The sequence below is a fragment of the Acinetobacter sp. GG2 genome (genome assembly GCF_000292385.1).
In the GTDB taxonomy this organism is placed as follows: domain Bacteria; phylum Pseudomonadota; class Gammaproteobacteria; order Pseudomonadales; family Moraxellaceae; genus Acinetobacter; species Acinetobacter seifertii.
This window is the reverse complement of record NZ_ALOW01000030.1, coordinates 108,461-131,101: the sequence shown is the minus strand read 5'-3', so window position 1 is coordinate 131,101 and position 22,641 is coordinate 108,461. Positions and strand designations below refer to the sequence as shown.

At 38.4% G+C, this 22,641-nt stretch carries 23 protein-coding genes; 9 read left to right on the top strand and 14 right to left on the bottom strand.

Going from position 1 to position 22,641, the window contains the following annotated elements:
- Positions 1-101 precede the first annotated feature (101 nt).
- The 4 genes from B554_RS0107360 to pilG are packed head-to-tail and all read right to left on the bottom strand — an operon-like array spanning position 102 to position 3,593.
- Positions 102-2,183: a methyl-accepting chemotaxis protein gene (locus B554_RS0107360; protein WP_004705776.1), complete on the bottom strand. Its 2,082-nt coding sequence runs from the start codon at positions 2,181-2,183 to the stop codon at positions 102-104.
- A 46-nt stretch (positions 2,184-2,229) separates the two neighbouring features.
- Positions 2,230-2,766, bottom strand: a complete 537-nt coding sequence (locus tag B554_RS0107355; RefSeq protein WP_004705775.1) for a chemotaxis protein CheW — start codon at positions 2,764-2,766, stop codon at positions 2,230-2,232.
- Between the two features lie 57 nt (positions 2,767-2,823).
- Positions 2,824-3,186 (bottom strand): response regulator, encoded by a 363-nt coding sequence (locus tag B554_RS0107350; protein ID WP_004705774.1) that lies wholly within the window; start codon positions 3,184-3,186, stop codon positions 2,824-2,826.
- 23 nt (positions 3,187-3,209) lie between these two features.
- Entirely contained in the window at positions 3,210-3,593 is a 384-nt protein-coding gene (pilG, locus tag B554_RS0107345; protein ID WP_000389061.1) for a twitching motility response regulator PilG, read from the bottom strand.
- Positions 3,594-3,876: 283 nt separating this feature from the next.
- Between pilG and B554_RS0107340 the strand changes: the two genes are divergently transcribed.
- From B554_RS0107340 to B554_RS0107325, 4 genes are read left to right on the top strand one after another with little or no spacing between them, the layout of a single operon-like run.
- Positions 3,877-4,515, top strand: a complete 639-nt coding sequence (locus B554_RS0107340) for a hypothetical protein (protein ID WP_019457551.1) — start codon at positions 3,877-3,879, stop codon at positions 4,513-4,515.
- A 59-nt stretch (positions 4,516-4,574) separates the two neighbouring features.
- On the top strand, positions 4,575-5,693 hold the full coding sequence (locus B554_RS0107335; protein ID WP_019457550.1) for an efflux RND transporter periplasmic adaptor subunit: 1,119 nt from the start codon (positions 4,575-4,577) through the stop codon (positions 5,691-5,693).
- A 15-nt stretch (positions 5,694-5,708) separates the two neighbouring features.
- Positions 5,709-8,807, top strand: a complete 3,099-nt coding sequence (locus B554_RS0107330) for an efflux RND transporter permease subunit (protein ID WP_019457549.1) — start codon at positions 5,709-5,711, stop codon at positions 8,805-8,807.
- A gap of 59 nt (positions 8,808-8,866) precedes the next feature.
- Positions 8,867-10,582, top strand: coding sequence for a proline--tRNA ligase (locus tag B554_RS0107325; RefSeq protein ID WP_019457548.1), 1,716 nt, complete (start codon positions 8,867-8,869; stop codon positions 10,580-10,582).
- A gap of 56 nt (positions 10,583-10,638) precedes the next feature.
- On the opposite strand, the gene B554_RS0107320 is transcribed toward B554_RS0107325, so the two are convergent.
- From B554_RS0107320 to B554_RS0107305, 4 genes are all read right to left on the bottom strand, one after another.
- Positions 10,639-10,980: a YegP family protein gene (locus tag B554_RS0107320; protein ID WP_019457547.1), complete on the bottom strand. Its 342-nt coding sequence runs from the start codon at positions 10,978-10,980 to the stop codon at positions 10,639-10,641.
- 211 nt (positions 10,981-11,191) lie between these two features.
- Positions 11,192-11,536, bottom strand: coding sequence for a zinc ribbon domain-containing protein YjdM (locus B554_RS0107315; RefSeq protein WP_019457546.1), 345 nt, complete (start codon positions 11,534-11,536; stop codon positions 11,192-11,194).
- A 90-nt stretch (positions 11,537-11,626) separates the two neighbouring features.
- Positions 11,627-11,983 carry a DUF488 domain-containing protein gene (locus B554_RS0107310; protein WP_019457545.1) on the bottom strand — a complete coding sequence of 119 codons (357 nt, stop codon included), beginning with the start codon at positions 11,981-11,983 and terminating at the stop codon, positions 11,627-11,629.
- A gap of 144 nt (positions 11,984-12,127) precedes the next feature.
- Positions 12,128-12,580, bottom strand: a complete 453-nt coding sequence (locus B554_RS0107305) for an SRPBCC family protein (protein WP_081400321.1) — start codon at positions 12,578-12,580, stop codon at positions 12,128-12,130.
- 212 nt (positions 12,581-12,792) lie between these two features.
- Between B554_RS0107305 and B554_RS0107300 the strand changes: the two genes are divergently transcribed.
- From B554_RS0107300 to B554_RS0107290, 3 genes are all read left to right on the top strand, one after another.
- Positions 12,793-13,515 (top strand): YgfZ/GcvT domain-containing protein, encoded by a 723-nt coding sequence (locus B554_RS0107300; RefSeq protein ID WP_019457543.1) that lies wholly within the window; start codon positions 12,793-12,795, stop codon positions 13,513-13,515.
- 144 nt (positions 13,516-13,659) lie between these two features.
- A complete protein-coding gene (locus B554_RS0107295) occupies positions 13,660-14,370 on the top strand; it encodes a DsbC family protein (protein WP_019457542.1) in 711 nt (236 codons plus the stop codon).
- Between the two features lie 182 nt (positions 14,371-14,552).
- Positions 14,553-15,377: a tetratricopeptide repeat protein gene (locus B554_RS0107290; protein WP_019457541.1), complete on the top strand. Its 825-nt coding sequence runs from the start codon at positions 14,553-14,555 to the stop codon at positions 15,375-15,377.
- A 34-nt stretch (positions 15,378-15,411) separates the two neighbouring features.
- Here the strand turns inward: B554_RS0107290 and B554_RS0107285 are convergent, their stop codons facing one another.
- From B554_RS0107285 to B554_RS0107270, 4 genes are all read right to left on the bottom strand, one after another.
- Positions 15,412-16,335, bottom strand: a complete 924-nt coding sequence (locus B554_RS0107285; RefSeq protein ID WP_019457540.1) for an AEC family transporter — start codon at positions 16,333-16,335, stop codon at positions 15,412-15,414.
- A gap of 62 nt (positions 16,336-16,397) precedes the next feature.
- A complete protein-coding gene (locus B554_RS0107280; protein WP_019457539.1) occupies positions 16,398-17,507 on the bottom strand; it encodes an NADH:flavin oxidoreductase/NADH oxidase in 1,110 nt (369 codons plus the stop codon).
- A gap of 9 nt (positions 17,508-17,516) precedes the next feature.
- Positions 17,517-19,649, bottom strand: coding sequence for a TonB-dependent receptor family protein (locus tag B554_RS0107275; RefSeq protein ID WP_019457538.1), 2,133 nt, complete (start codon positions 19,647-19,649; stop codon positions 17,517-17,519).
- A gap of 134 nt (positions 19,650-19,783) precedes the next feature.
- Positions 19,784-20,350, bottom strand: coding sequence for a DNA-3-methyladenine glycosylase (locus tag B554_RS0107270; protein WP_019457537.1), 567 nt, complete (start codon positions 20,348-20,350; stop codon positions 19,784-19,786).
- Positions 20,351-20,425: 75 nt separating this feature from the next.
- Here B554_RS0107270 and mutM point away from each other — a divergent pair, with 75 nt between their 5' ends.
- Entirely contained in the window at positions 20,426-21,250 is an 825-nt protein-coding gene (mutM, locus tag B554_RS0107265) for a bifunctional DNA-formamidopyrimidine glycosylase/DNA-(apurinic or apyrimidinic site) lyase (RefSeq protein WP_019457536.1), read from the top strand.
- A 19-nt stretch (positions 21,251-21,269) separates the two neighbouring features.
- The gene (locus B554_RS0107260; protein ID WP_002051379.1) at positions 21,270-21,560 is read left to right on the top strand and encodes a peptidylprolyl isomerase; all 291 of its coding nucleotides are present in this window, start codon (positions 21,270-21,272) and stop codon (positions 21,558-21,560) included.
- 10 nt (positions 21,561-21,570) lie between these two features.
- Here the strand turns inward: B554_RS0107260 and B554_RS0107255 are convergent, their stop codons facing one another.
- Entirely contained in the window at positions 21,571-21,924 is a 354-nt protein-coding gene (locus B554_RS0107255; RefSeq protein ID WP_019457535.1) for a gamma-glutamylcyclotransferase family protein, read from the bottom strand.
- Between the two features lie 145 nt (positions 21,925-22,069).
- Positions 22,070-22,501 (bottom strand): large conductance mechanosensitive channel protein MscL, encoded by a 432-nt coding sequence (gene mscL, locus B554_RS0107250; protein WP_004705743.1) that lies wholly within the window; start codon positions 22,499-22,501, stop codon positions 22,070-22,072.
- Positions 22,502-22,641 lie beyond the last annotated feature (140 nt).

Sequence of the window (22,641 nt, the reverse complement as noted above, 5' to 3'; positions counted from 1 at the left end):
GTCAACACCAGAAAAATAGCTATTTCCCCAATATTTGTCTGGCGCTGCTCATACTTTTAAAAGAATAGCTATTATAAGAATAGCTATTCTCATCCCCCAATTTAGTCAGGTAATTTAAAGTCCGTTACTGACTCACGTAATGACTCCGACATGTTCGCCAATTCAGATACAGAACGAGCAGTATCGAAGGTTGCTGTTGTTGTTTGTGAAGTAATTTCTTGTACGACTGTCATGGTTGCGGCAATATGACTCGCAGATGCTGACTGAAGTTTTGCAGCATCAGAAATGCTCGCAATTAAGTTTGCCAAGTCACCCGATACTTTTTGAATTTCATCAAGTGCAATACCCGCATCTTTCGCCAAGTTAGCACCACGAACAACCTCAGTTGTCGTTTGTTCCATCGAGATTACGGCTTCGTTGGTATCCGTTTGAATCGTTTTAACAAGCGTTTCAATCTGTTTAGTTGCTGAAGCAGAACGTTCTGCAAGACGTTGGACTTCATCGGCAACCACGGCGAAACCACGACCTGCTTCACCAGCCATAGATGCTTGAATTGCTGCATTTAATGCAAGAATGTTTGTTTGGTCTGCAATATCGTTAATAAGCGATACGATGTTACCAATTTCTTGTGAAGACTCACCCAAACGTTTAATACGTTTTGAAGTTTCCTGAATCTGTTCACGAATGGTATCCATACCCTCAATAGAACGGTTTACGACTTGTGCACCATTAGATGCAATAGATACCGAACGTTGTGCTACATTGGCAGATTCAGAAGCGTTGGCAGATACTTGGTCAATAGACAATGCCATTTCGTTCATTGCAGTTGATGCACCCGCAATTTCTTGTGCTTGGTGCTCAGATGCTTCTGCTAACTGGTTAGTAATGCTCTGAGTATCTTGTGTATAACGAGCAACTTCTTGAGAAGTTTCGTGAATTCGAGATACGAGGTCACGTAATTGGTCAATCGCAAAGTTAATCGAATCGGCAATCGCACCAGTAAAGTCTTCAGATACCGTTGCATATGAACGCAAGTCACCATCTGCAAGATCGGCAATTTCATCGAGTAAACGTAAAATCGCATTCTGGTTACGATCATATTCTTCTTGTAATGTCGCTACACGCTGCTTATCTGCTTTACTACGAAGTGATAAAAGTTTTAAGACAGAACCAATTAAGCCAAGAAGCGATAATGTAAGCAATGCAACTAATGCAAAAGCCTGCCAACCGTATTGTGTTTGATCTGAAAGATCACCTAATGCGTTTAACATTGCATCAGATTGAGAGAAGATCTCACTAGATGATTGACGAACGTTTACGATCTGGTTGGTATGTTTAAGAACTGATGTCGCGGCAGATTTTAAAACTTTATCGTACTCAGTTTTAATGCCTTCCAAAGATTCACGCACTTCAGGAGAATCAACTTTAGCTACGCCTAATTCAGCATTTCCGTTTAGCTGCGCATCTAAGTACACACCAAAAGTCTCGATATCGACACTAAAGTCATGCGCTGAGTTCTCAGAGTTCTCTGTACCAACGAAAACGGAGTTAATAGATCGTAGAATACGTTCCGCAATAAATACCTGGTTTTTAGCAACCACGACCTGATTACTTGATACTTTTTCACGAACCATCTTATCAACCATCAAGTTATATTCAGCTTGAATCTCAGGAATAGAGTCACTAATCGAGATATTCATATTATATAACTGGTTAATTACGTCCTGTTGTGACGAGATCAAATCAATGTCATAAGCCAAAGATTTCCACAAGCCAGCTACTTTTTTGTATTCTTTTGAAGATGTACCATAAATGTCTTCGACATTTTTTATATTTTTGGCAAAAAGTTGACGCGATGCAACCAACTCTTTCATCGCTTCAGGTGATCCAGAAGCTGTTGCTTCCGTAGCCTGTCTAGAAATGGTTTGTGATAATAAGCGCAGCTCACCCATACTACGTGTTAATTCGTTATGGCGAGGTACACTATAGAATAAATAAGCAAGCGAAGTTGAAGCTACTACTAAACATACAGATGCTACATAAAGGATAGGCTTGGACTTTTTACTTTCCCCAAATAAACTGGCATATTGCTCAATTTGTGACTGGATTTTCGCAACAAAGTTGACATTCGATTTTTCGTTTACACTACGATTGCCACTTTTCTTTTTAAGTTTAAAGCCCATACAGCTTCTCCCCAGAAAAATATACTGTTTATTAACAGCATAAAAATTAGTTTATAAATTTTGTCGATGCATTCATGTAATGTGGGTTTTGCAATAGTCGACTAAATAAAAAGACGTGCCAGTGCTGATTATGCTGGTGAAAATAACCTTGGCAATATTCTTTTAAATTTTCCTCCAAGTTTAAACTTTGAGAAAAAAAGCTTTTTTTATTAAAGTGTTGGATCCCCAAAACCTGATCAACAACCAGTCCCACATACTGATCTTGATGGCTAATACATAACACTTTTTGGGCAGCCGAAAATGCACTTCGTTGCCCTGAAATAAAATGTGCCAAGTCTGAAACCGAAAGTAACCTTCCCCGAATGTTTGCCAATCCTTTTACCCAACTTTGGGTATTTGGAACAGGTGTATATTTTGGTGGATAGATAACTTCTGACACTTCCCCAAGTGGTGCGACGAAGTATTGCCCTCTCATTTCAAAAGCAATTCCTGACCATCGCTCTGCTTCATTTTGGACTGAAGCGTAATTCTTATTACCTCGTTTAGATAAACGAAGTAACTCGATAAATCCGTTCGCGGCCATACTCGATCCTATAAGACGGGCTTAGACCCGCCGTTTATGTTTTTATGGATGGATGAGTTAATTTAGAAATTGTTTAATTACATCAATCAATTGCTTTTCTTCAATCGGCTTAATTAAGTAATCAAGCGCGCCTTGACGTTTGCCCCATACTCGGTCAGTTGCCTGATCTTTAGTACTCACAATAACCACAGGAATATGCTTAGTGTCTTCATCACGAGTAATCTGACGTGTTGCTTGAAAGCCATTTACACCAGGCATTACAACATCCATTAACACTAAATCAGGCTGTTCTGCTTTTGCCAAAGTTACACCATCCGCACCATTAGATGCTTCAAGTACATCATAACCATGTTTGGTTAAGATCTCTCTAAAACGATAAGTTTCTGTTGGTGAGTCATCAACAATAAGAATACGTGCCATTTCTTTGCCCTTAAATTACTTAATTATGAACTTACATGATTACGAATCGCATTTAGCAATTCATCTTTGCTAAAAGGTTTCGTCAAGTATTCATCTGAACCTACCACACGCCCTTTTGCCTGATCAAATAGACCATCTTTACTTGAGAGCATGATAACGGGAATGTTCTGATAATTTTGAGAGTTCTTAATCAGAGCACAAGTTTGATAACCGTCTAAACGAGGCATCATGATATCTACAAAAACGATATCTGGATTCGCTTCAGCAATTTTAGATAAAGCTTCAAATCCATCGACAGCAGTAATCACTTCACAACCTTCTCGTTGCAATAATGTTTCTGCTGTACGGCGAATAGTTTTTGAGTCATCAATAACCATTACTTTCAGATTTTGGAACGCATCTTCCATTTAATCTTCCATCCCCATAACATAAAATATAAATGCAATTTAACTTAAATTTGTTTTTACAGATTTATACGCATTTTTAACATATCTATACTTCTATTTTCAATGAAAGGTTTTTGTCTACTTTCTCATTTATAAACAATAACTTTTAACCTCATCACACTTTCGAAAAAATTATCATTTTTTTTATAATATTAATATTTTTATTCAGTTAAATAATAACTAATATATTTAAGATTAACTATTTAAAAATAAGTGGCTTAGCTTTCTTTTTTTGGGGAATTTTATGAATAAGCGGGTGAAATATGCCTTTTATAGGAACTGCTTGTCTGTATTTATAGGCATTGCTTCTTGTGGAGCACTGTTTTTCTCTTCCCCAACGTTTGCCGCAAATGATGCCCCTAAAGCTGTTTGGTATCGCTATTATGACCAACATGGGATTGCTAATATCAGTACATCCGTAACGCCTGCACATATCCGTCATGGTTATGAAGCACTCGACCAAAATATGCAGGTGATAAAAAGAAGTCATCCCTATAATTCAGAGACTGATCTAAATCAATCGTCACAACGCGCATTATCAGCCCGATACAGAGAAGAAGATAACAAATTAAAAAAGGCATATAGCAATAGTAAAACTGCTGTGATTAAAAGGGACCAAGCTCTATTAGCAATTAAAAAACAAATGAATTATCAGCAAGAACAACTCAACCACTTGCAACAAGATAAAATTTTATTTAAACGTCAGGAAATGGAATATTTTCGTAAAGGTGAAAAAGTTCCTGAGAGGCTTAAAGCATTGATTGAAAACAATCTAACCAATATTCTCAAGGTTAAACAAACACTTGAATTACTTTCAAAAAATTATAATCACACCAACAATGAGTATGAAAATATTATCGAACGTTTAAAAAAGCTTGAATAAGCGCACAGCTTTATCAAGAATAGGGGCAAAATAAAATTTGAACTACAGGATGATGCTGTATGCGCACAACGCATCTTACCCCTTCTACTTTTTTTAAATTAAGCTTAATTAGCCTGAGTTTGATTTTAGCTGCATGTCATCAGCAAGAAGCACCAAAAACAACAGCATCTGAACCTAAAAAAATTGAACTTATTCCTCAAGATTTAATTACTGTAAAAGAAGGCTCTGTAGCTACTCAGACGTCTTTTACAGGAACTATTCGTGCAGTACAACAAAGTTCTATTCAAGCTCAAGTCAGTGCGACAGCAACATCCGTTAATGCAAATGTAGGTCAAAAAGTACAAAAAGGCCAAGTATTAGTCAGATTAAATAATCAAGATAATGCTGCGCGTTTAGCTCAAGCAGAAGCTAATCTTGCTTCTGCTCAGGCACAAGCAGAGCTTTCACGTAATTTGATGAACCGAAAACAAAGATTACTCAATCAAGGCTTTATTGCCCGTGTAGAGTTTGAACAGAGTCAGGTGGATTATAAGGGTCAACTTGAAAGTGTTCGAGCTCAACAAGCCAATGTCGATATTGCTAAAAAAGCTAACCGAGATGGCATTATTACCAGCCCTATTTCAGGCGTGATTACTAAAAGACAAGTTGAACCAGGACAAACTGTATCGGTTGGGCAAACACTCTTTGAAATCGTTAATCCTGATCAATTAGAAATACAAGCAAAGTTGTCTATTGAGCAACAATCTGCACTAAAAGTCGGTAGCTCTATTCAATATCAGATTCAGGGTAATTCAAAACAATTACATGCCATACTGACTCGGGTCTCACCTGTAGCGGACCAAGATAGTCGACAAATTGAATTCTTTGCGAGCCCTAAAGAAGCAATTGATTCACTCAGTATCGGCGCATTTATTAATGGCATTATTTTGCAAAATGATCGCAATCAAGGACAAACCATTCCTTTAGATAGTATTCAAAACCTGCAACAAGATCCTTTCGTATGGGTAATACGCAGTCAGACTATTCAAAAGGTCAAGATTCGCGTAGTTGAGCAACGTTACAATGAAAACATCGCGTTGATACAAGGTTTACAAAGTACAGATCAGGTAAGTCGTATCCAGTTTGAAGACTCAGACATTAATAAAAAAGTAACGCTTACAGCCGAAAAAAATAAATAAGGTAGCAAATAGCTTATGTGGTTTACCCGAATCAGTGTGAAGTACCCCGTTTTTACCATTATGATGATGCTGTGCTTAATGGTACTCGGGTTAGCCTCTTGGAAACGCATGACGGTTGAAGAGTTTCCTAATGTAGATTTTCCATTTGTAGTCGTTACCACTCAATATGCTGGTGCCTCACCTGAAGCGGTTGAGTCAGATATTACCAAAAAACTCGAAGACCAAATCAACACGATTTCAGGCATTAAACAAATTACTTCACGTTCAAGTGAAGGGTCTTCGATGGTGATTGCCGAGTTTAATCTTGATACCTCTTCTGCAATTGCAGCACAAGATGTGCGCGACAAAATTGCTCCTGTTATCGCTCAATTTCGTGATGAAATTGATACGCCAATTGTGCAACGCTACGATCCTTCATCTAGCCCAATTATGTCGGTGGTATTTGAATCGAATACGATGAGTTTGGCTCAATTAAGTTCGTATGTAGATAAAAAAATTGTGCCTCAGCTTAAAACCGTTTCTGGTGTAGGTAATGTCAATCTACTTGGCGATGCTAAACGTCAAATTCGTATAAAAATCCACCCTGAACAATTGCAAAGCTACGGGATTGGCATTGATCAGGTTATTAACACGCTAAAAAATGAAAACATAGAAGTTCCTGCAGGAACTTTACAGCAAAAGAATTCTGAACTCGTGGTACAGATTCAATCAAAAGTTATTCATCCTTTTGGTTTTGGTGATTTGGTTATTGCCAATAAAAATGGTTCCCCTATTTTTCTAAAACAAGTAGCAACTGTTGAAGATACTCAAGCTGAACTGCAATCCAGTGCTTTTTATAATGGAAGAACGGCTGTCTCTATCGACATTTTAAAAAGTTCTGATGCTAATGTAATTCAAGTCGTCGATAAAACTTACCAAACTTTAGAGAAGCTAAAAGCTCAAATGCCTGCGGGTTTAAATTATAAAGTCGTGGCAGACAGCTCCAAAGGTATTCGCGCTTCAATTAAAGATGTAGTTCGTACCATTCTTGAAGGGGCAGGCTTAGCAGTTTTAATTGTTTTACTCTTTTTGGGTTCTTTCCGTTCTACCGTCATTACAGGTTTAACTTTACCGATTACCCTACTGGGAACATTAACCTTCATTTGGGCTTTTGGTTTCAGTATTAACATGATGACGCTGTTAGCCCTGTCACTGAGTATTGGTCTGTTAATTGATGACGCGATTGTAGTTCGAGAAAACATAGTTAGACATACTGAGCTTGGCAAAGACCATGTCACCGCGGCTTTAGATGGCACCAAAGAAATTGGTTTAGCCGTACTCGCAACCACACTTACCATTGTGGCAGTATTTTTACCTGTTGCTTTCATGGGGGGATTAATTGGCCGTTTCTTCTACCAGTTTGGGGTAACTGTAAGTACAGCTGTTCTTATTTCCATGTTTATCAGTTTTACACTCGACCCAATGCTTTCAGCACATTGGAAAGACCCAGTAAAGAAAAAAGAAAGTCGACTACAACGTTTCTTTAATCGTATTTCTAAATTATTAGATGGCCTTACCCATATTTATGAAAAGTTGTTGAAGCTTGCTCTGCGCTTTCGTTTTATTACAGTCATTATTGCGATTGCTTCACTATTCGCTGCCTTAGGTTTATCAAAGCTTATTGGAACCGAATTTGTACCAGTCCCAGATAAAGGCGAAATTCGTATTCAGTTCGAGACTCCTGTCGATTCCTCTTTGGAATATACCCAAGCCAAACTACATCAAGTCGATCAAATTATTAGGCAATTCCCTGATGTTGTTTCTACCTACGGGGTTGTAAATAGCACAATAAACTCTGGGAAAAACCATGCGGGTTTAGGAGTGACTTTAAAACCAAAACAAGAACGTAGTTCAGACTTAGCAACGCTCAACAATGAGTTCCGTGATCGTTTGCAAACCGTAGCGGGCATTCATGTTACTTCCGTTGCTGCTGCTCAAGATTCAGTTTCTGGTGGTCAAAAGCCAATCATGATTTCGATTAAAGGGACTGATCTGAATGAACTTCAAAAAATTTCAAATCGGTTTATGACTGAAATGGGCAAAATTAAAGGTGTAGTCGATTTAGAAAGCTCTTTAAAAGAGCCAAAACCAACTTTAGGTGTTCATATTAATCGTGTACTGGCAAGTGACTTAGGCTTGTCTGTTTCCCAAGTTGCCAATGCAATCCGTCCATTAATTGCAGGCGATAATGTCACAACGTGGGAAGATCGTGACGGCGAAACCTATGACGTTAATATTCGGTTAAATGAAGACAAACGCATGCTTCCTCAGGACGTTCAAAATCTATATCTCAACTCAAACAAAACTGGTGCAAATGGACAACCAATATTAGTTCCATTGAGTGCGGTAGCAACAACTGAGGAAAAACTCGGGGCGTCACAAATTAATCGACGCGATCTTGAACGTGAAGTACTCATTCAAGCTAATACATCTGGACGCCCAAGTGGAGATATCGGGAAAGATATTGATAAAATGCAAAAAGCATTTAAGTTGCCTGCTGGTTATACCTTCAATACCCAAGGGGCTAATGCCGACATGGCCGAGTCTGCAGGTTATGCATTAACTGCTATTACGCTTTCCATTGTATTTATTTATATTGTTTTGGGTTCTCAGTTTAATAGTTTTATTCACCCAGCTGCGATTATGGCATCTTTACCGCTGTCATTGATTGGGGTATTTCTTGCCCTCTTCTTGTTTAGAAGTACCCTAAATCTATTTTCGATTATTGGCATCATTATGCTCATGGGGCTGGTAACCAAAAACGCGATTTTACTTATCGACTTTATTAAAAAGTCCATGGAACATGGTGAAAGTCGTTATGATGCTATTTTACAAGCGGGTAAAACCCGTTTACGCCCAATCTTAATGACTACAAGTGCTATGGTCATGGGTATGGTTCCATTAGCTCTAGGCTTGGGTGAAGGTGGAGAGCAAAGTGCACCAATGGCTCATGCTGTTATTGGTGGAGTAATCACCTCTACCCTATTGACTCTTGTAGTAGTACCCGTCATTTTCACTTATCTGGATGACTTGAAAAACTTTCTGCTGCGTCAAACTCGACGATTCATGTCATAATGCAGCGACTATCGTATAATCTGCGTTTTTATAACGCTTAACTTTTTAGGACTTTTTCCATGCGCGCAAGCCGCTTTTTATTTGCAACGTTGAGAGAAACCCCAAACGATGCTGAAGTGATTTCACATCAGCTCATGTTACGTGCGGGGATGATTCGTAAATTGGCATCTGGTTTATATACATGGCTGCCGATGGGAACACGTGTGCTTAAAAAAGTTGATGCGATTGTTCGTGAAGAAATGAATCGTTCAGGTGCTATGGAAGTGTTCATGCCCGTGACCCAACCCGCAAGCTTGTGGGAAGAATCAGGTCGTTATGAACAATACGGCCCTGAATTATTACGCTTCAAAGATCGTCACGACAACCCGTTTGTGCTTGGTCCTACACATGAAGAAGTAATTACCGATTTAGCACGTAACGAGCTAAAAAGTTATAAACAACTTCCTGTAAATTTCTATCAAATTCAAACCAAATTCCGTGATGAAATTCGTCCACGTTTTGGTGTAATGCGTTCACGCGAGTTCATTATGAAAGATGCTTATTCTTTCCATGCAACTCAAGAATCATTACAAGAAACTTATGACGTGATGTACGACACTTATAGCCGTATCTTTACTCGCTTAGGTTTAGACTTCCGCCCAGTTCAAGCTGACACAGGCTCGATTGGTGGTTCAGCTTCACATGAATTCCATGTATTGGCTTCAAGTGGTGAAGATGACATCGCATTTTCAACTGAATCTGATTATGCAGCAAACGTTGAAATGGCTGAGGCAGTTTTAGTTGGTGAGCGTGCAGCACCTGCACAAGAATTTAAATTGGTTGAAACACCAAACCAAAAAACAATTGATGATGTTTGCCAGTTCTTAAATGCTGATCCTAAACAATCAGTAAAAGCATTATTGGTTCAAGGTATTGCTGATGAAAAAGGCAATGTTCCTGTGGTTGCCCTATTCTTACGTGGCGATCACGAACTGAATGAAATTAAAGCTGAGAAGCATCCTTTAGTTGCTGCCCCTCTTACATTTGCAACTGAAGAGCAACTTCAAGCATTTGGTTTAACGGCTGGCTTTACAGGTCCACAAGGTTTAGTTGAAAAAGGCTTAACTGTTATTGTTGATCGCGCTGCATCTGTTCTTTCTGACTTCGTTGCTGGTGCAAATGAAGCTGACAAACACGCTGTGGGCGTCAACTGGGAACGTGATGCGCAATTTACTGAAGTCTTTGATTTACGTAATGTGGTTGAAGGCGACCCATCTCCAGATGGTAAAGGCACAATCCAAATTAAACGCGGTATTGAAGTAGGTCATATTTTCCAGCTTGGTACTAAGTACTCTGAAGCTTTAGGCTGTAAAGTTTTAGGTGAAGATGGCAAACCATTTACTGTAACAATGGGTTGTTACGGTATTGGTGTAACACGTGTAGTTGCAGCTGCAATTGAACAAAACTACGATGACAAAGGTATTATTTGGCCACAAGCGATTGCACCTTTTGAAATTGCAATTGTTCCAATGAATGCACACAAATCACCTCGTACTCTTGAAGCAGCTGAAGCACTTTATGCAGAACTTCAAGCTCAAGGTTTTGATGTATTACTTGATGATCGTAACGAACGCCCAGGCGTTAAATTCTCTGACCTTGAGTTAATGGGTATTCCACACCGTATCGTGATTGGTGAAAAAGGTCTTGATGCTGGTACGTTTGAATATAAAGGTCGCCGCGATGCTGAAGCGAGCAATTTAACTAAAGAAGAACTTTTAGCTAAATTAGCACGTTAATAAATATATAAATAAAAAAAGCAGCTTTTAGAAGCTGCTTTTTTTACATTTAATTTTTACGCCTCAACCGTTAAGTCTTTAATGGTTGCCGAAGATCCATTGGTTTTTACCGACTCAATTCCTTTATCGCGTGATGCTTCACTGGCATAGAACTGACTCGTACCAATAATTTGATGATTGGCTGCTTTTAAATTGAAGTAAGGTTTCCCATTTTTTGCAGTTAAACGATCATATCGCCCATCGTCACCACTATTTTTTTGAACTGACTCAATACCATTGACTGCTGATGCTTTCGCTTTATATAGCTCACTATTTAAAATAATTTCGCCATTACCAGCCTTGAGTACAAAGCGATATTGTCCATCATTCGCTTGTGAAATCTCGTACCATCCTGCCATAAGAACCTCGTTTTTTTGTTGGTGTGGGTATGACTTTCGTTATTATTCTGGACGAAAGTTATTTGTTATTGATGACAATATAAATGAGCTGTGTAACTTTGGGTAGTCTACTTTTTATACATTATCGTAATAAAATTATAAGGATGTTGAAAGTTAAAAAAGGTAGAGGCTTGATGGGTACCTCTACCGAAATGTAATTAAAATTAACAAATTAAGCTTTTTTTACAAATTCAGATTTTAATTTCATCTGACCAATACCATCAATTTTGCAATCAATATTATGGCCATCACTTGCATCGGGAACTAAACGAATTGTTTTTACTTTTGTTCCCACTTTAACAACCGAAGATGAACCTTTAATTTTTAAGTCTTTAATCACAGTGACACTATCACCATCTGCCAAGACATTACCATTTGCATCTTTAATGACTTCTTGTTCATCAGCAATTGAAGCTTCCCCTTCCTTCCACTCATGTGAGCATTCAGGGCAAATTAATAAGTCGCCGTCTTGATAGGTATATTCTGATTGGCATTTTGGGCAATTTGGTAAAGACATAAAAAAATCTCAAAAAGTATATTATGCGAGATATGACTCATTTTTTAAAGTTTTAAATAAAAGACTTTTACCAAAAAAAAATTTATATATTCATTTCTTCTCTTTCTCTAATAAATAGTCTCTTAAAATAATCGCATGGTTATGCTCCACATCTTTTGCCGAATATAAAAGAGTGACTTTATGCTTGGACACAATGTCTTGTAACTCTTTAACTGCTGGGTTTGTTTCTAGTTCTTTTAAATAGCACTGTTTGAACTCACTCCAATGCTGTAAGGACTCTGCATGAAACCACTTACGCAGTTCAGTTGAGGGGGCTATTTCTTTTAACCATAAATCTAAATGGGCATTTTCTTTACTTATCCCTCGACTCCATAGCCGATCAACTAATATTCGTTTTCCATCATTGGCACTTACATGTTCATAAATTCTTTTAATGTGTATTTCCATCTCTTTTTCTCACTAGACAGCCTCATTGTTTGGGCCTCATCAACTTTAATATTTTGTTCTCTTTTAAGCATAATTAAAAAAGAAAAAAGTGAGTAGTTCTCTACTCACTTTTTTCTTTAGGATGTTTAAAATTTTAAAAGGCGATTACTGATCTGGGATCTCAGCTTCTACTAACAGTGTTAATAACGACAAAGACTCCTGCCATCCTAAATAACACGCCTCTACAGGAATAACTTCCGGTATTCCTTCTTGGGTAATATGCACCTCTGTACCTACTAATACGGTTTTTAATGTAATAGTCACCTGCATAGTGCCAGGTAAATTTGAATCATCAAATTGGTCGTTATAACGAATTAATTCATTTGGAATGAGTTCGACATAAGTTCCCCCAAATGAATGTGTTGATCCTGTCGAAAAGTTGGTAAAACTCATTTTGTATGAGCCACCTACATTTGAATCAAAACTATGAACTTTCGCAGTAAAACCGTGGGGCGCCATCCACTTCACTAAAGCATCTGGGTCTAGAAATGCGCGATAAACCCGTTCAGCGGGTGCTTTAAATACACGATGTAATTTTACTGTACCTGTTGCCATTATATTCTCCTTGTTTTAATTCCATTTAGGTTATAAAAATTGTGCTTAATAGCTTAAACCGTAGAATTTCTTTTAACGTATATTTTTGGTGTTTTTCCATTTATACAACCAGTTTCTGACAAAACTAAATTACGAAAACTAAGGCTGATTTTTTGATAAAAATGGAGCAAAATAGTCAACAATCATAAAGAAACATATTGAATTTGAGATTAATTATGAGTCTGCTCGCTTTCTCCTCATATGCATTAAACGGTGTAGATGCACAGAAGTTTTTACAAGGCCAAGTGACTGTCGATACTGAGCGTTTAACTGAAAATGAAACACGCTATACAGCCATTTGTGATCTTAAAGGCCGTATTCACTTTGGCCTGTGGCTGAAAAAGATTAACGCTGAAAGTTTTGAGATTGTTGTTACTCAAGATCAAGCTGAAGAGTTCGCTAAGCATATTAAAAAATATGGCGCATTTTCAAAAATGACTTTAAGTGAACAAGGCGCTGTGTTTCCAAAAGTTGTAAATGGACACACTGAGTTCAGTTCTACAGAAACTGATGTTTCCGAATGGCAAAAACAAGCCATCATGACGGGGCAAGCATGGATTGCTCAAGCGACCGAACATGAGTTCCAACCACAAGAATTACGTTTACATCAACGTGAAGGCGTAAATTACGATAAAGGCTGTTACTTAGGTCAAGAAATTGTGGCGCGCCTTTGGTTTAAAGCAAAACCAAAACACTGGTTGCATCTAGTTCAAGGTACAGGTGAAGCACCTGCTCCAGCTACTCAATTAAATAACGATATTGAAGTAGTAAATAGTACTCAAACCACTGACGGATATATTGCGTTGGTTGTTGCAAAACCAGCCGCTCTAGCTGAACTCGGTCTTCAAGTCCTCGATTTGCCAGAAGCATTAAGTGGTGATGTTGCTAGACCACAGTAATTATATTTAGTAAATAAAAAGCCCGTGGAGACTCTATGGGCTTTTTTATAGATACAAAATTCTAATAAATTCATTTAATTAGGGCATCAATTTTTTAATTTTTCTATGCCATCATAATCTAGGTTGAAATCTAAGAGAAAAAATATGAAAACTAAACTTGCTACACTCATGTTGAGTTTGGCTTTTTTCGGTTCTGCTCATGCTGATGTGAAAACACTTGAACAAAATCTGAAGACAAATTATCCAGACTTACCTGTAAAAGGTGTTTCTCAATCACCTGTGCAAGGTATTTATGAAGTGTATACAAGCGGTCGTATTGTTTATACCAATCAAGATGCTAAATACTTTTTTGTAGGCAATTTAGTTGATATCAAACAACAAAAAAATATGACAGAAGAACGAATTGCCGAATTGGGTAAAATTGATGTCAAAAGCCTACCCCTAAATCAGGCGATAAAATATGTAAAAGGTAAAGGTGAGCGTACTCTTTATATTTTCAGTGACCCAGATTGCCCTTACTGTCAGCGTTTAGAACAAAACATGGTTGGGGTGGATAACGTAACGGTATATGTATTCTTATATCCGCTGACCAGCTTGCACCCAAATGCTGAGAAAGTTGCAAATCAAATCTGGTGTTCAAAGAATCCGTCTGAAGCTTGGACTAACTATATGCTTAATCGCAAATTGCCGACTAATAGCAAAAGTTGCTCAAGTCCAATTCAAAAGAATATCGCTTTAGGCCAAAAATTAAATATCGATGGAACACCAACCCTATTCTTGCAAGATGGACAAAGAATCTCAGGTGTACCAAGTGATGCAAAACAAATTGAAGCATTACTTAAGTCAGTAAAATAAGTCTATATGCCACTCTCTTAGCTAGAGTGGCATATCATTTTTCTCCATAGTTTGCTTTATAGACATCGTTTTATATACAAATCGGCTGTTTACTTTCATGCATCACTATTTATGATGAGAAGTTGAGTTGATTCAATACATCGACGGAATGATGTAGCTACGAAGTAAAAGGTTAAAAAGAAATGAAAAAATTACTCATCGCCAGCCTAATCGCCATTTCAAGTTCGTCCATTTTTGCGGCAGACAATACAGCATCTGTGGCAAAAAATGATGTCTTTAAACAGGCAGAACAACTGTATGCAGCAAAAAATTATCCTGCTGCTTTCCAAGAAGTCCAGCGTCTTGCACAGACAGGAAATGCTCAAGCGATCTATAATTTAGGCTATATGACGCAAATGGGTCAAGGTACTGCCAAAGATAATGCTAAAGCTCTGAAATATTATGAAGATGCCTCGAATAAAGGCTATGCTCATGCCAGTTATAGACTTGCACAGATTTATGAAACTGGTGAGTTAGGCGTTGCAAAAGATAGTAATAAATTTAGCCAATATGTACAGAAAGCATCAGCTCAAGGTTCTGATGATGCAACGGTAAAAATTGCGACCATTTTATTTGCTCAGAAAAAGCCTCAATCTCATCAAATTGCTTTACAAAAGCTAGCGCCTTTGATTAGAAAAGGAAACTACCCTGCTATTCAAGTAAAGGCACTTTATGATATTAGCCAAGGGGTTGAAAATAAAAACCCGCTAATGAAACGCCAAGGCATTGAAGCATTACAAGCGATCGCCCAAAAAGGTTATGCGCCAGCATCTATGGCTTTAGCGACCATGATGGCAAATGGAAATATCATTCCTCAAAACTTGCCTCAAGCAAAACAGATTTTTACTGAACTTGCTAACCAAAATGTTCCTAACGCTAGAGAATCTTTAGCTTCAGTCGAAAAGATTATTGCTGAGAAGAATAAACAAGCTGCAGCTACCCCTACACAGCCAGCATCTAAAAAATAGTAAAGAAACAATAGCCCCGCATGGGGCTTTTCTTTTACCACCACAAAGCGATAAGCCCACTTACTCCAATAAAACCAATAATGGTGCTTATCATCAAAGGTGTTAATGCCCTTTCATTTAAACCGTATGCTTGCCCAAAAATACCAAAAGCAATTGGCATCGGCAGTGCTGCAATTAATGTTCCGGCATATAACATCTCTTGACTGACGTTTGGTAATAAAAGGAACAACCCAAAAATCACAGCTGGCATAAGAATGACATTAAACCCAGCTAACAATATACTTTGTAAATTTACTGCGGTAATACCAATCCCAACTAAACTTCCTCCAATGGCAAATAATGCTAATGGCGAGGCTGTCTTTCCTAACAGTTCTAAGGCTTGCCCAAGTTTTGAAGGTAGATGAATACCTAGCAAAATACAGCTCATTCCAACCAGAATTGCAATAATTACAGGGTTTTTAAGTAAGTTAATAAAAGTCTTTTTAAGAAGTGGTAAAAGTTGCTGTTGTTGATGCAACCCACCTTCAGCCAAAATGAGCATTAAAGCGACGATTAATAAGTTTTCAATAATTAAAGTTAAAGATATATAGATCGCAGCATGGCTACCAATAAGCATGGTCAAAATAGCCGTACCCATAAAGCCTGTATTTGACATAGAAGCCCCCATAGAAATGACGGCGCTATGGGTTAGGCTATTTTTAAAAAACTTTCGATAAATGATAAAAGCCAGAAAAAACAAGATTAAAGAGCCGCCACCATAAGCAATAAAATAAGCTGGATGCCAAATCTCTTGTAAGTTTTTATTGGCTAAAGACTGAATTAAAAATGCAGGAAGAGCAATTTTAATAACGAATGCACTCAGGGCTTTAATCTGCTCAGGTGTTACCAATTTAATAAGGACACTACAGTACCCCAGCAACAACAAAAGTAAGATTGGTAAAATTACCTGAAAAACCACAGAATGTTCCCTCACTCATCTCAAAATAAAAACGGGCAAATCTTAATTTGCCCGCTGATAAACTAAAAAGAATCAAAAAGCTGTTTTAAGCCATGTGGCTGACAACGCAAATATTGAGGTGCAATTTTAACTTTTGCTCCCAGTGTAGCGGCTGCATGCCACGGCCAACGCGGGTCATATAACATAGCACGAGCAAGGCCAATTGCATCCGCTTGCTGATTTTCTAAAATTTGTTCAGCATGTTCTGGCTCGGTAATCAGTCCTACTGCAATCACAGGAATAGACACATGCTTCTTAACCTGTTCTGCAAATGGAACTTGGTAGCCCGCTCCAATGGTAATATTTTGATGTTCATGTAAACCACCGCTAGACACATGAATATAAGCTGCCCCTAGCTGCTCTAAAGCTTTTGATAAACCAACCGTAGATTCAATATCCCACTGTTCGTTACCATCCATCCAGTCAGTTGCAGATAGACGTACTCCTACTGGATAGCCTTCAGGAACCGCGAGTTTAATTGCTTGAAGTACTTCAAGTGTCATACGCATACGGTTTTCTAAAGAACCGCCATATTCATCCGTTCTTTGGTTGGCAATTGGCGATAAAAATTGATGCAACAAGTAGCCATGTGCTGCATGTACTTCAATTAGCTCAAAGCCAGCTTCAACTGCACGTTTTGCCGCAGCGGCGAAGTCTTGTTGAACTTGTTTAATTTCATCGATTGTTAATGCATGTGGCGCTGCATCGTGAACTGAAAAGGTACTTGTACTTGGAGCAACTGTTTGCCAGCCATGTGGCTGATTTTTTGCAATTTGTCCTTTACCCAACCAAGGCTTTTCAGTCGATGCTTTACGTCCAGCATGCGCTAACTGAATTCCAAATGGCATAGGAGAAAGTGTTTTAACTTTCCCTAATAAAGTTTTGATCTGGTCACGTTGCTGATCATTCCAAAGTCCAAGATCTGCATAACTAATTCGACCTTCCGCTTGTACAGCAGTAGCTTCCACAATACATAGACCAGCCCCAGACAAAGCATAATTTGCCCATTGCTGCTCATGCCAATAGGTAATTTCGCCTTCATCCGTTGCCGAATATTGGCACATTGGGGCAATTACAATTCTATTGACCAGTTGTAGCGAATCAAAATTAACCGTTTCAAATAATTTTGCCATTTTAAATTCCTAGAATTGTTTAATTACACGTAAACCTGCGCTCCAGTTACGCCCATCAGCGGGTTCAAAGTAACGGTCATTACCGTCATTCACAATCACTGAACCTGCATAATTTTTATCAAACAAGTTATCTACACGAGCAAAGCTTTTGACTTTCCAGTCGCCAAGATCCCATGCATAACCAATATTTGCTGAAGTTACACTGTAGCTCGGCGCTGCGTCACTGTTGGTATCATTCACGTATACTTTGTCCATATACTGTACATCTACACCACCATATAGACCGTGGCTCGGTTGCCAAGCTAAAGAGACAAAAGCCTGATTTTTAGCAATACCCGGAATCGCATTTCCTGATGGGATCTGGGCAATATTTCCTAAAGCTGGAATATCAGCATCAAATGTCGCATCTAAATAGGCATAGCTTGCAGTCGCGGTTAAGTCTCGCCATAACTTTTTATTCCATGCAAACTCTACTCCTTCACGTAAGGTTTTATCTGCATTACGGAAGGTTGCACGTCCGTTTGAGCTTCCCGCTGCAACAATGTCATTCTTCGTTTTGGTTTGAAAAACCGCCAACGTAAAATCACCTAATTGGTTTTGTGACTTTAAGCCGGCCTCATAGGTATCACTCGTTGATGGTCTTAAATCAAAGTTAAAACCTGGCTTTGTCGTATCAGTTTGATATGCCATTTCAGTAAAGGTCGGTGTTTCAAACCCTTTGGCATAACTTACATAGGCCATGAGCTCAGGTAAAATTTGCCAGCTTAAAGCAGCAGAAGGTAGAACCTTACTGTAATCAGTCTTACCACTATCATCGCCATTACTTAAATAATTATCTTTAGATTTGTAATGGACATTGCTATAGCGTACGCCCGTGTCTAAACGCCATGTAGGTAAGAACTGCCATGAAGCTTGTAAATATGGATCGATATTCCACAAAGCATTGTCTTCATCACGACGTAATTTACCTTTAACACCGTAAGAAGGCTGACCATTTACTAAGTTAAAATTTTCATAACCTTTACGGTCTTCATCCATCGCATCGAGTGCAACCCCTAAACTTATTGTCGTATTTGGCAGCAGTTCTTTACCTGTCCAACGGAAATCAGCACCATAATAATTACGTTCAAAATCAATCACGCCACCAGCATGATTAATACTGGCATCTTGTGCTGACTTAGGAATAGATTGATATTGAGTAACTTGGCGATTGCCTAAATATGCCATGGCATAGAGTTCATTTTTATCATTAATTGGCTTAGACCATGTCACCCCTGTTTGGGTTTGCTCAATGTCTTTACGAACATTAAATTGCTTTAAAAACGGAACTTGTTGCTTTGGATTAGCATTCCATTGATCATGTGTTAAACCCTGTGGATCATCTGCATTGATTTTGACATAGTTAGTCACCCAGTTGATTTTGCTACCATCATCAAGATTCCAACTGAGTTTTGCATTATTTAATACTTTTTCTGCACCGCTATGTTCTCGGTAACCATCAGTATCGAAGTATGATGAACTAATAACATAACTCGGTTCATTCGCACCCTTCGCCCCACCTTGTAGCACGAGTCCAGCTCGACTTTTATCGTGGCTGCCTCCCGAATAGCTCAGCTCAATTGAATCTTTTCCTTGTCCTTCTTTAGTAGAAGTCAAAATTGTACCGCCCGATGAGTTTCCATATAGCGATGAAAAAGGTCCCGTTAGAACTTCAACATGATCCAAACTACTTAAATCGATATTAGACGTTTGACCCTGCCCATCTGGCATAGTAGCGGGAATACCATCCACATAAAGGCGAATGCCTCGGACACCAAAAGTAGAACGTGCACCAAAACCACGCATAGATAACTGTAAATCTTGTGCATAATTTTCACGATTGCGAAGCTGTAAACTCGGTATACCCTTCACAACTTCGGTTAAATTTACTTGTGAAGAAGTATCGACTTGAGGTGCATCTATTCGAAAAACCGAAGCCGGCGTCTGCAAATAGGTGGTATCGGTACGAGTTGCTTCCACATGTAGCGTTGGCAATACAGTCACGTCTTGGGTTAAGTCTTCTGCCCAAACAAGTGGGCTAGAAATGCAGCCCATACTCATCAAAATACAGTAATGAAGTCGGTCTAAGCGTAATAAGGACATGCTTATTTCCTTTATTTATATTGTAGTTATCATAACAAAAAGCGGTGTCTTGTCTGGATAATGAATTCGATCTGCATTGTTGTAAATCTAGAACACTCTTCATCGATATCTAAAAATTGATTTCCAAATTAGAATTATCGACTCAAAGATGGATGGTCTTTCCAGCAATAACGTTCAGGCCAATCTTTTGCTTCTTCGGCATAATCAATTCCAATCCGTGGCGTCAATACCACTTCTGGCTGCGTTGAAGCTGCTTCAATCCATAGTCCAGACTCCTCTCCCAAGGTTTGACCTTTTAAAGTCCGATCAATACCCAAATAGCGTGTCAGTTTGCCCGGTCCAGCTAGAAGCTTATATTCTTTTTTTGTTGAAGCACCATTTAAAAATGCAGAACGAATCATGACCCCTTCAGGGATGCCTTCTGTCTGAGTAATCAGATTGAGCATTTCATACATGCCATAAATTAAGTAGACATAAATCGTACCGCCAGAGCGATACATTACATCTGTTCGTGCTGTGCGCTTGTCATTGTAGCTGTGGCAAGCTTTATCACGAACACCCAAATAAGCTTCTGTTTCACTAATTGTGCAACGGATGACTTGACCATCAGGCTGTCGCTTACACAATACGCAGCCGATTAAATCATACGCTACTTCCGAAGTTTCTCGTTGAAACCAGCTTAATGGTAAAGTATCTGACATAGTATTCTCTGAAATATTACATACCACACGTTATACTTGATTAATCCAGTATATCTGTTAATTATGCGAGTTGGCATGCCTGAGTTACCCGAAGTCGAAACCACTAAAACCAGTCTATTCCCCTTATTGAATCAAAAAGTTCAAAGTGTAGAAGTCCGCAACTCTAGCTTACGCTGGCCTATACCAGACGACATTCAAAAACTTGTTGGGCAAAGTCTCATTGGGTTAAATCGACGTTCAAAATATATTCTGGCAGAGTTTGAACAAGATCAAATGCTTTGGCATTTGGGAATGTCAGGAAGCTTTCGTCTGACCGAGCCAAATGACGAACTAAGAAAACATGACCACCTGATTATTCAATTTGAAGATCAGCAATTACGTTACCATGACCCTCGTCGTTTCGGTTGCATCCTTTGGCTTAACCCTGAAACTCAAGGCAAACTCATAGATACTTTGGGACCAGAACCTTTAAGTACTGATTTTCATGCAGAATATTTAGCTTCTAAGCTCAAGAATAAATCTGTCGGCATAAAAATTGCACTTATGGATAATCATGTAGTGGTTGGTGTAGGCAATATTTATGCAACTGAAAGCTTATTTAATGTTGGCATTCACCCAGCTCAGCCTGCTGGCGATTTGACTATGCAACAAATTGAAAAACTCGTTGTCGAGATTAAACGCATTTTAAAATCGGCAATTGATTTAGGTGGCTCAACTTTACGTGATTACAGTAATGCCATGGGTGAAAATGGTTATTTCCAGCAAACACTTCTTGCTTATGGTCGTGCTGGAGAAATGTGTGTTAACTGTGAAACCACATTAGAAAACTTAAAACTCGGTCAGCGTGCCAGTGTATTTTGCCCACAGTGCCAACCACTTAAAAAGCTGAGAAAGCCTTAATTTTTTGGAGGAAGACAAAATGCAAACAGCAATTGTCCGACATATTTTAGTCAAAGATAAAGACTTAGCTGAACAGCTAAAAAAGAAGCTACAAAGTGGTGCAGACTTTGCCAAACTTGCCAAGCAATATTCCACCTGCAATTCAGCTAAACGTGGCGGTGAACTTGGCGAAGTTAAAAAAGGTCAATTAGTACCTGTTATCGACAAAGTTGTCTTTACAGCTGCTGAACGCGTGTTGCAAGGTCCTATTAAAAGCCAGTTTGGCTATCATCTTTTAGAAGTTAAATTCCGAATGGGCAGCTTACGCTGATTCCATTAATTTAATTATGGTTTTCAGTAGATTGAGCCTGTGCATTCATTTGATATGTCCAGGCTTTAATATATTCACCCGACTCTAGTTTTACATCTGCGATGACACGCTGGTATTGAAAACCTTCAAAATCATCCAGCATCTGCCAGTTTTCAGCAAGTTTTTCTGTACTAAACACATAACCTTCTATCCAATCGGCTTGCGAATCTAACTCAAGTGCTTTTAAACCCTTGTCTGGCCCCCAATCTAAAATATGAATCACGCCTCGTACGCTGGCTTTTGTCCAGTGACCACCGATTTGTTCTAAAATATGAGCATTAGCTTGATTCGGACATAAAGTACCATATACAAATAGCTGATTCATTAATTTTTTCCTCTTTAACCATATGCTCAGTCAAATTACTTGCTAACTATATAATTTTATCAATTTATAGAGCCATATTTACAATTAAAAAGATTCATTAATAAAAAACGGTACACTAGGTACCGTTTTTTTATTTTAAATCTGCTTAAGCTTTCTTTTTCAACTCATCACGAATTTCGCGCAGTAATTGCACGTCTTCAGGCGTTGCAGCTGGAGCTTCTGGCTCATTCTTATCACGGCGAAGTCTATTTAATAATTTCACCATTAAGAATACAACCCAAGCCAAAATAAGGAAGTTAATTAAAATGGTCAGGAAGTTACCATAAGTTAATACATTGACACCTGCCTTTTGTAAGGCATCCAAAGATTGTAAATTATTAGGGTTTGCACCTAACACAATGAATTTTTGTGTAAAATCAACGCCACCACCAGTAATTACACTGATAATTGGCATGATAATATCTTTCACCAAAGAGTCCACGATTTTGCCAAAAGCACCACCAATAATCACACCAATGGCTAAATCCATCATATTGCCTTTAATGGCAAATTCTTTAAATTCTTGAATAATACTCATCTAAACATCTCCAGATGTCGGGGGCCGAAACACGTCATATTTTTCTTTTTCATTGGCATCTTATCGAATTAGATAGTACTCGCCATGATATTGATAATTTAATATTTTTATCAAAAAAAAGAAAACTATCTCACACTTTA

Coding starts and splice junctions, on each gene's coding strand:
- B554_RS0107280 (WP_019457539.1), bottom strand. CDS start 17,507: ATGGCAAAATTATTTGAAACGGTTAATTTTGATTCGCTACAACTGGTC.
- B554_RS0107260 (WP_002051379.1), top strand. CDS start 21,270: ATGCAAACAGCAATTGTCCGACATATTTTAGTCAAAGATAAAGACTTA.
- B554_RS0107295 (WP_019457542.1), top strand. CDS start 13,660: ATGAAAACTAAACTTGCTACACTCATGTTGAGTTTGGCTTTTTTCGGT.
- B554_RS0107315 (WP_019457546.1), bottom strand. CDS start 11,536: ATGTCTTTACCAAATTGCCCAAAATGCCAATCAGAATATACCTATCAA.
- B554_RS0107335 (WP_019457550.1), top strand. CDS start 4,575: ATGCGCACAACGCATCTTACCCCTTCTACTTTTTTTAAATTAAGCTTA.
- B554_RS0107290 (WP_019457541.1), top strand. CDS start 14,553: ATGAAAAAATTACTCATCGCCAGCCTAATCGCCATTTCAAGTTCGTCC.
- B554_RS0107355 (WP_004705775.1), bottom strand. CDS start 2,766: ATGGCCGCGAACGGATTTATCGAGTTACTTCGTTTATCTAAACGAGGT.
- B554_RS0107330 (WP_019457549.1), top strand. CDS start 5,709: ATGTGGTTTACCCGAATCAGTGTGAAGTACCCCGTTTTTACCATTATG.
- B554_RS0107255 (WP_019457535.1), bottom strand. CDS start 21,924: ATGAATCAGCTATTTGTATATGGTACTTTATGTCCGAATCAAGCTAAT.
- mscL (WP_004705743.1), bottom strand. CDS start 22,501: ATGAGTATTATTCAAGAATTTAAAGAATTTGCCATTAAAGGCAATATG.
- B554_RS0107310 (WP_019457545.1), bottom strand. CDS start 11,983: ATGGAAATACACATTAAAAGAATTTATGAACATGTAAGTGCCAATGAT.
- B554_RS0107325 (WP_019457548.1), top strand. CDS start 8,867: ATGCGCGCAAGCCGCTTTTTATTTGCAACGTTGAGAGAAACCCCAAAC.
- B554_RS0107320 (WP_019457547.1), bottom strand. CDS start 10,980: ATGGCAGGATGGTACGAGATTTCACAAGCGAATGATGGACAATATCGC.
- mutM (WP_019457536.1), top strand. CDS start 20,426: ATGCCTGAGTTACCCGAAGTCGAAACCACTAAAACCAGTCTATTCCCC.
- B554_RS0107300 (WP_019457543.1), top strand. CDS start 12,793: ATGAGTCTGCTCGCTTTCTCCTCATATGCATTAAACGGTGTAGATGCA.
- B554_RS0107275 (WP_019457538.1), bottom strand. CDS start 19,649: ATGTCCTTATTACGCTTAGACCGACTTCATTACTGTATTTTGATGAGT.
- B554_RS0107350 (WP_004705774.1), bottom strand. CDS start 3,186: ATGGCACGTATTCTTATTGTTGATGACTCACCAACAGAAACTTATCGT.
- B554_RS0107360 (WP_004705776.1), bottom strand. CDS start 2,183: ATGGGCTTTAAACTTAAAAAGAAAAGTGGCAATCGTAGTGTAAACGAA.
- B554_RS0107340 (WP_019457551.1), top strand. CDS start 3,877: ATGAATAAGCGGGTGAAATATGCCTTTTATAGGAACTGCTTGTCTGTA.
- pilG (WP_000389061.1), bottom strand. CDS start 3,593: ATGGAAGATGCGTTCCAAAATCTGAAAGTAATGGTTATTGATGACTCA.
- B554_RS0107270 (WP_019457537.1), bottom strand. CDS start 20,350: ATGTCAGATACTTTACCATTAAGCTGGTTTCAACGAGAAACTTCGGAA.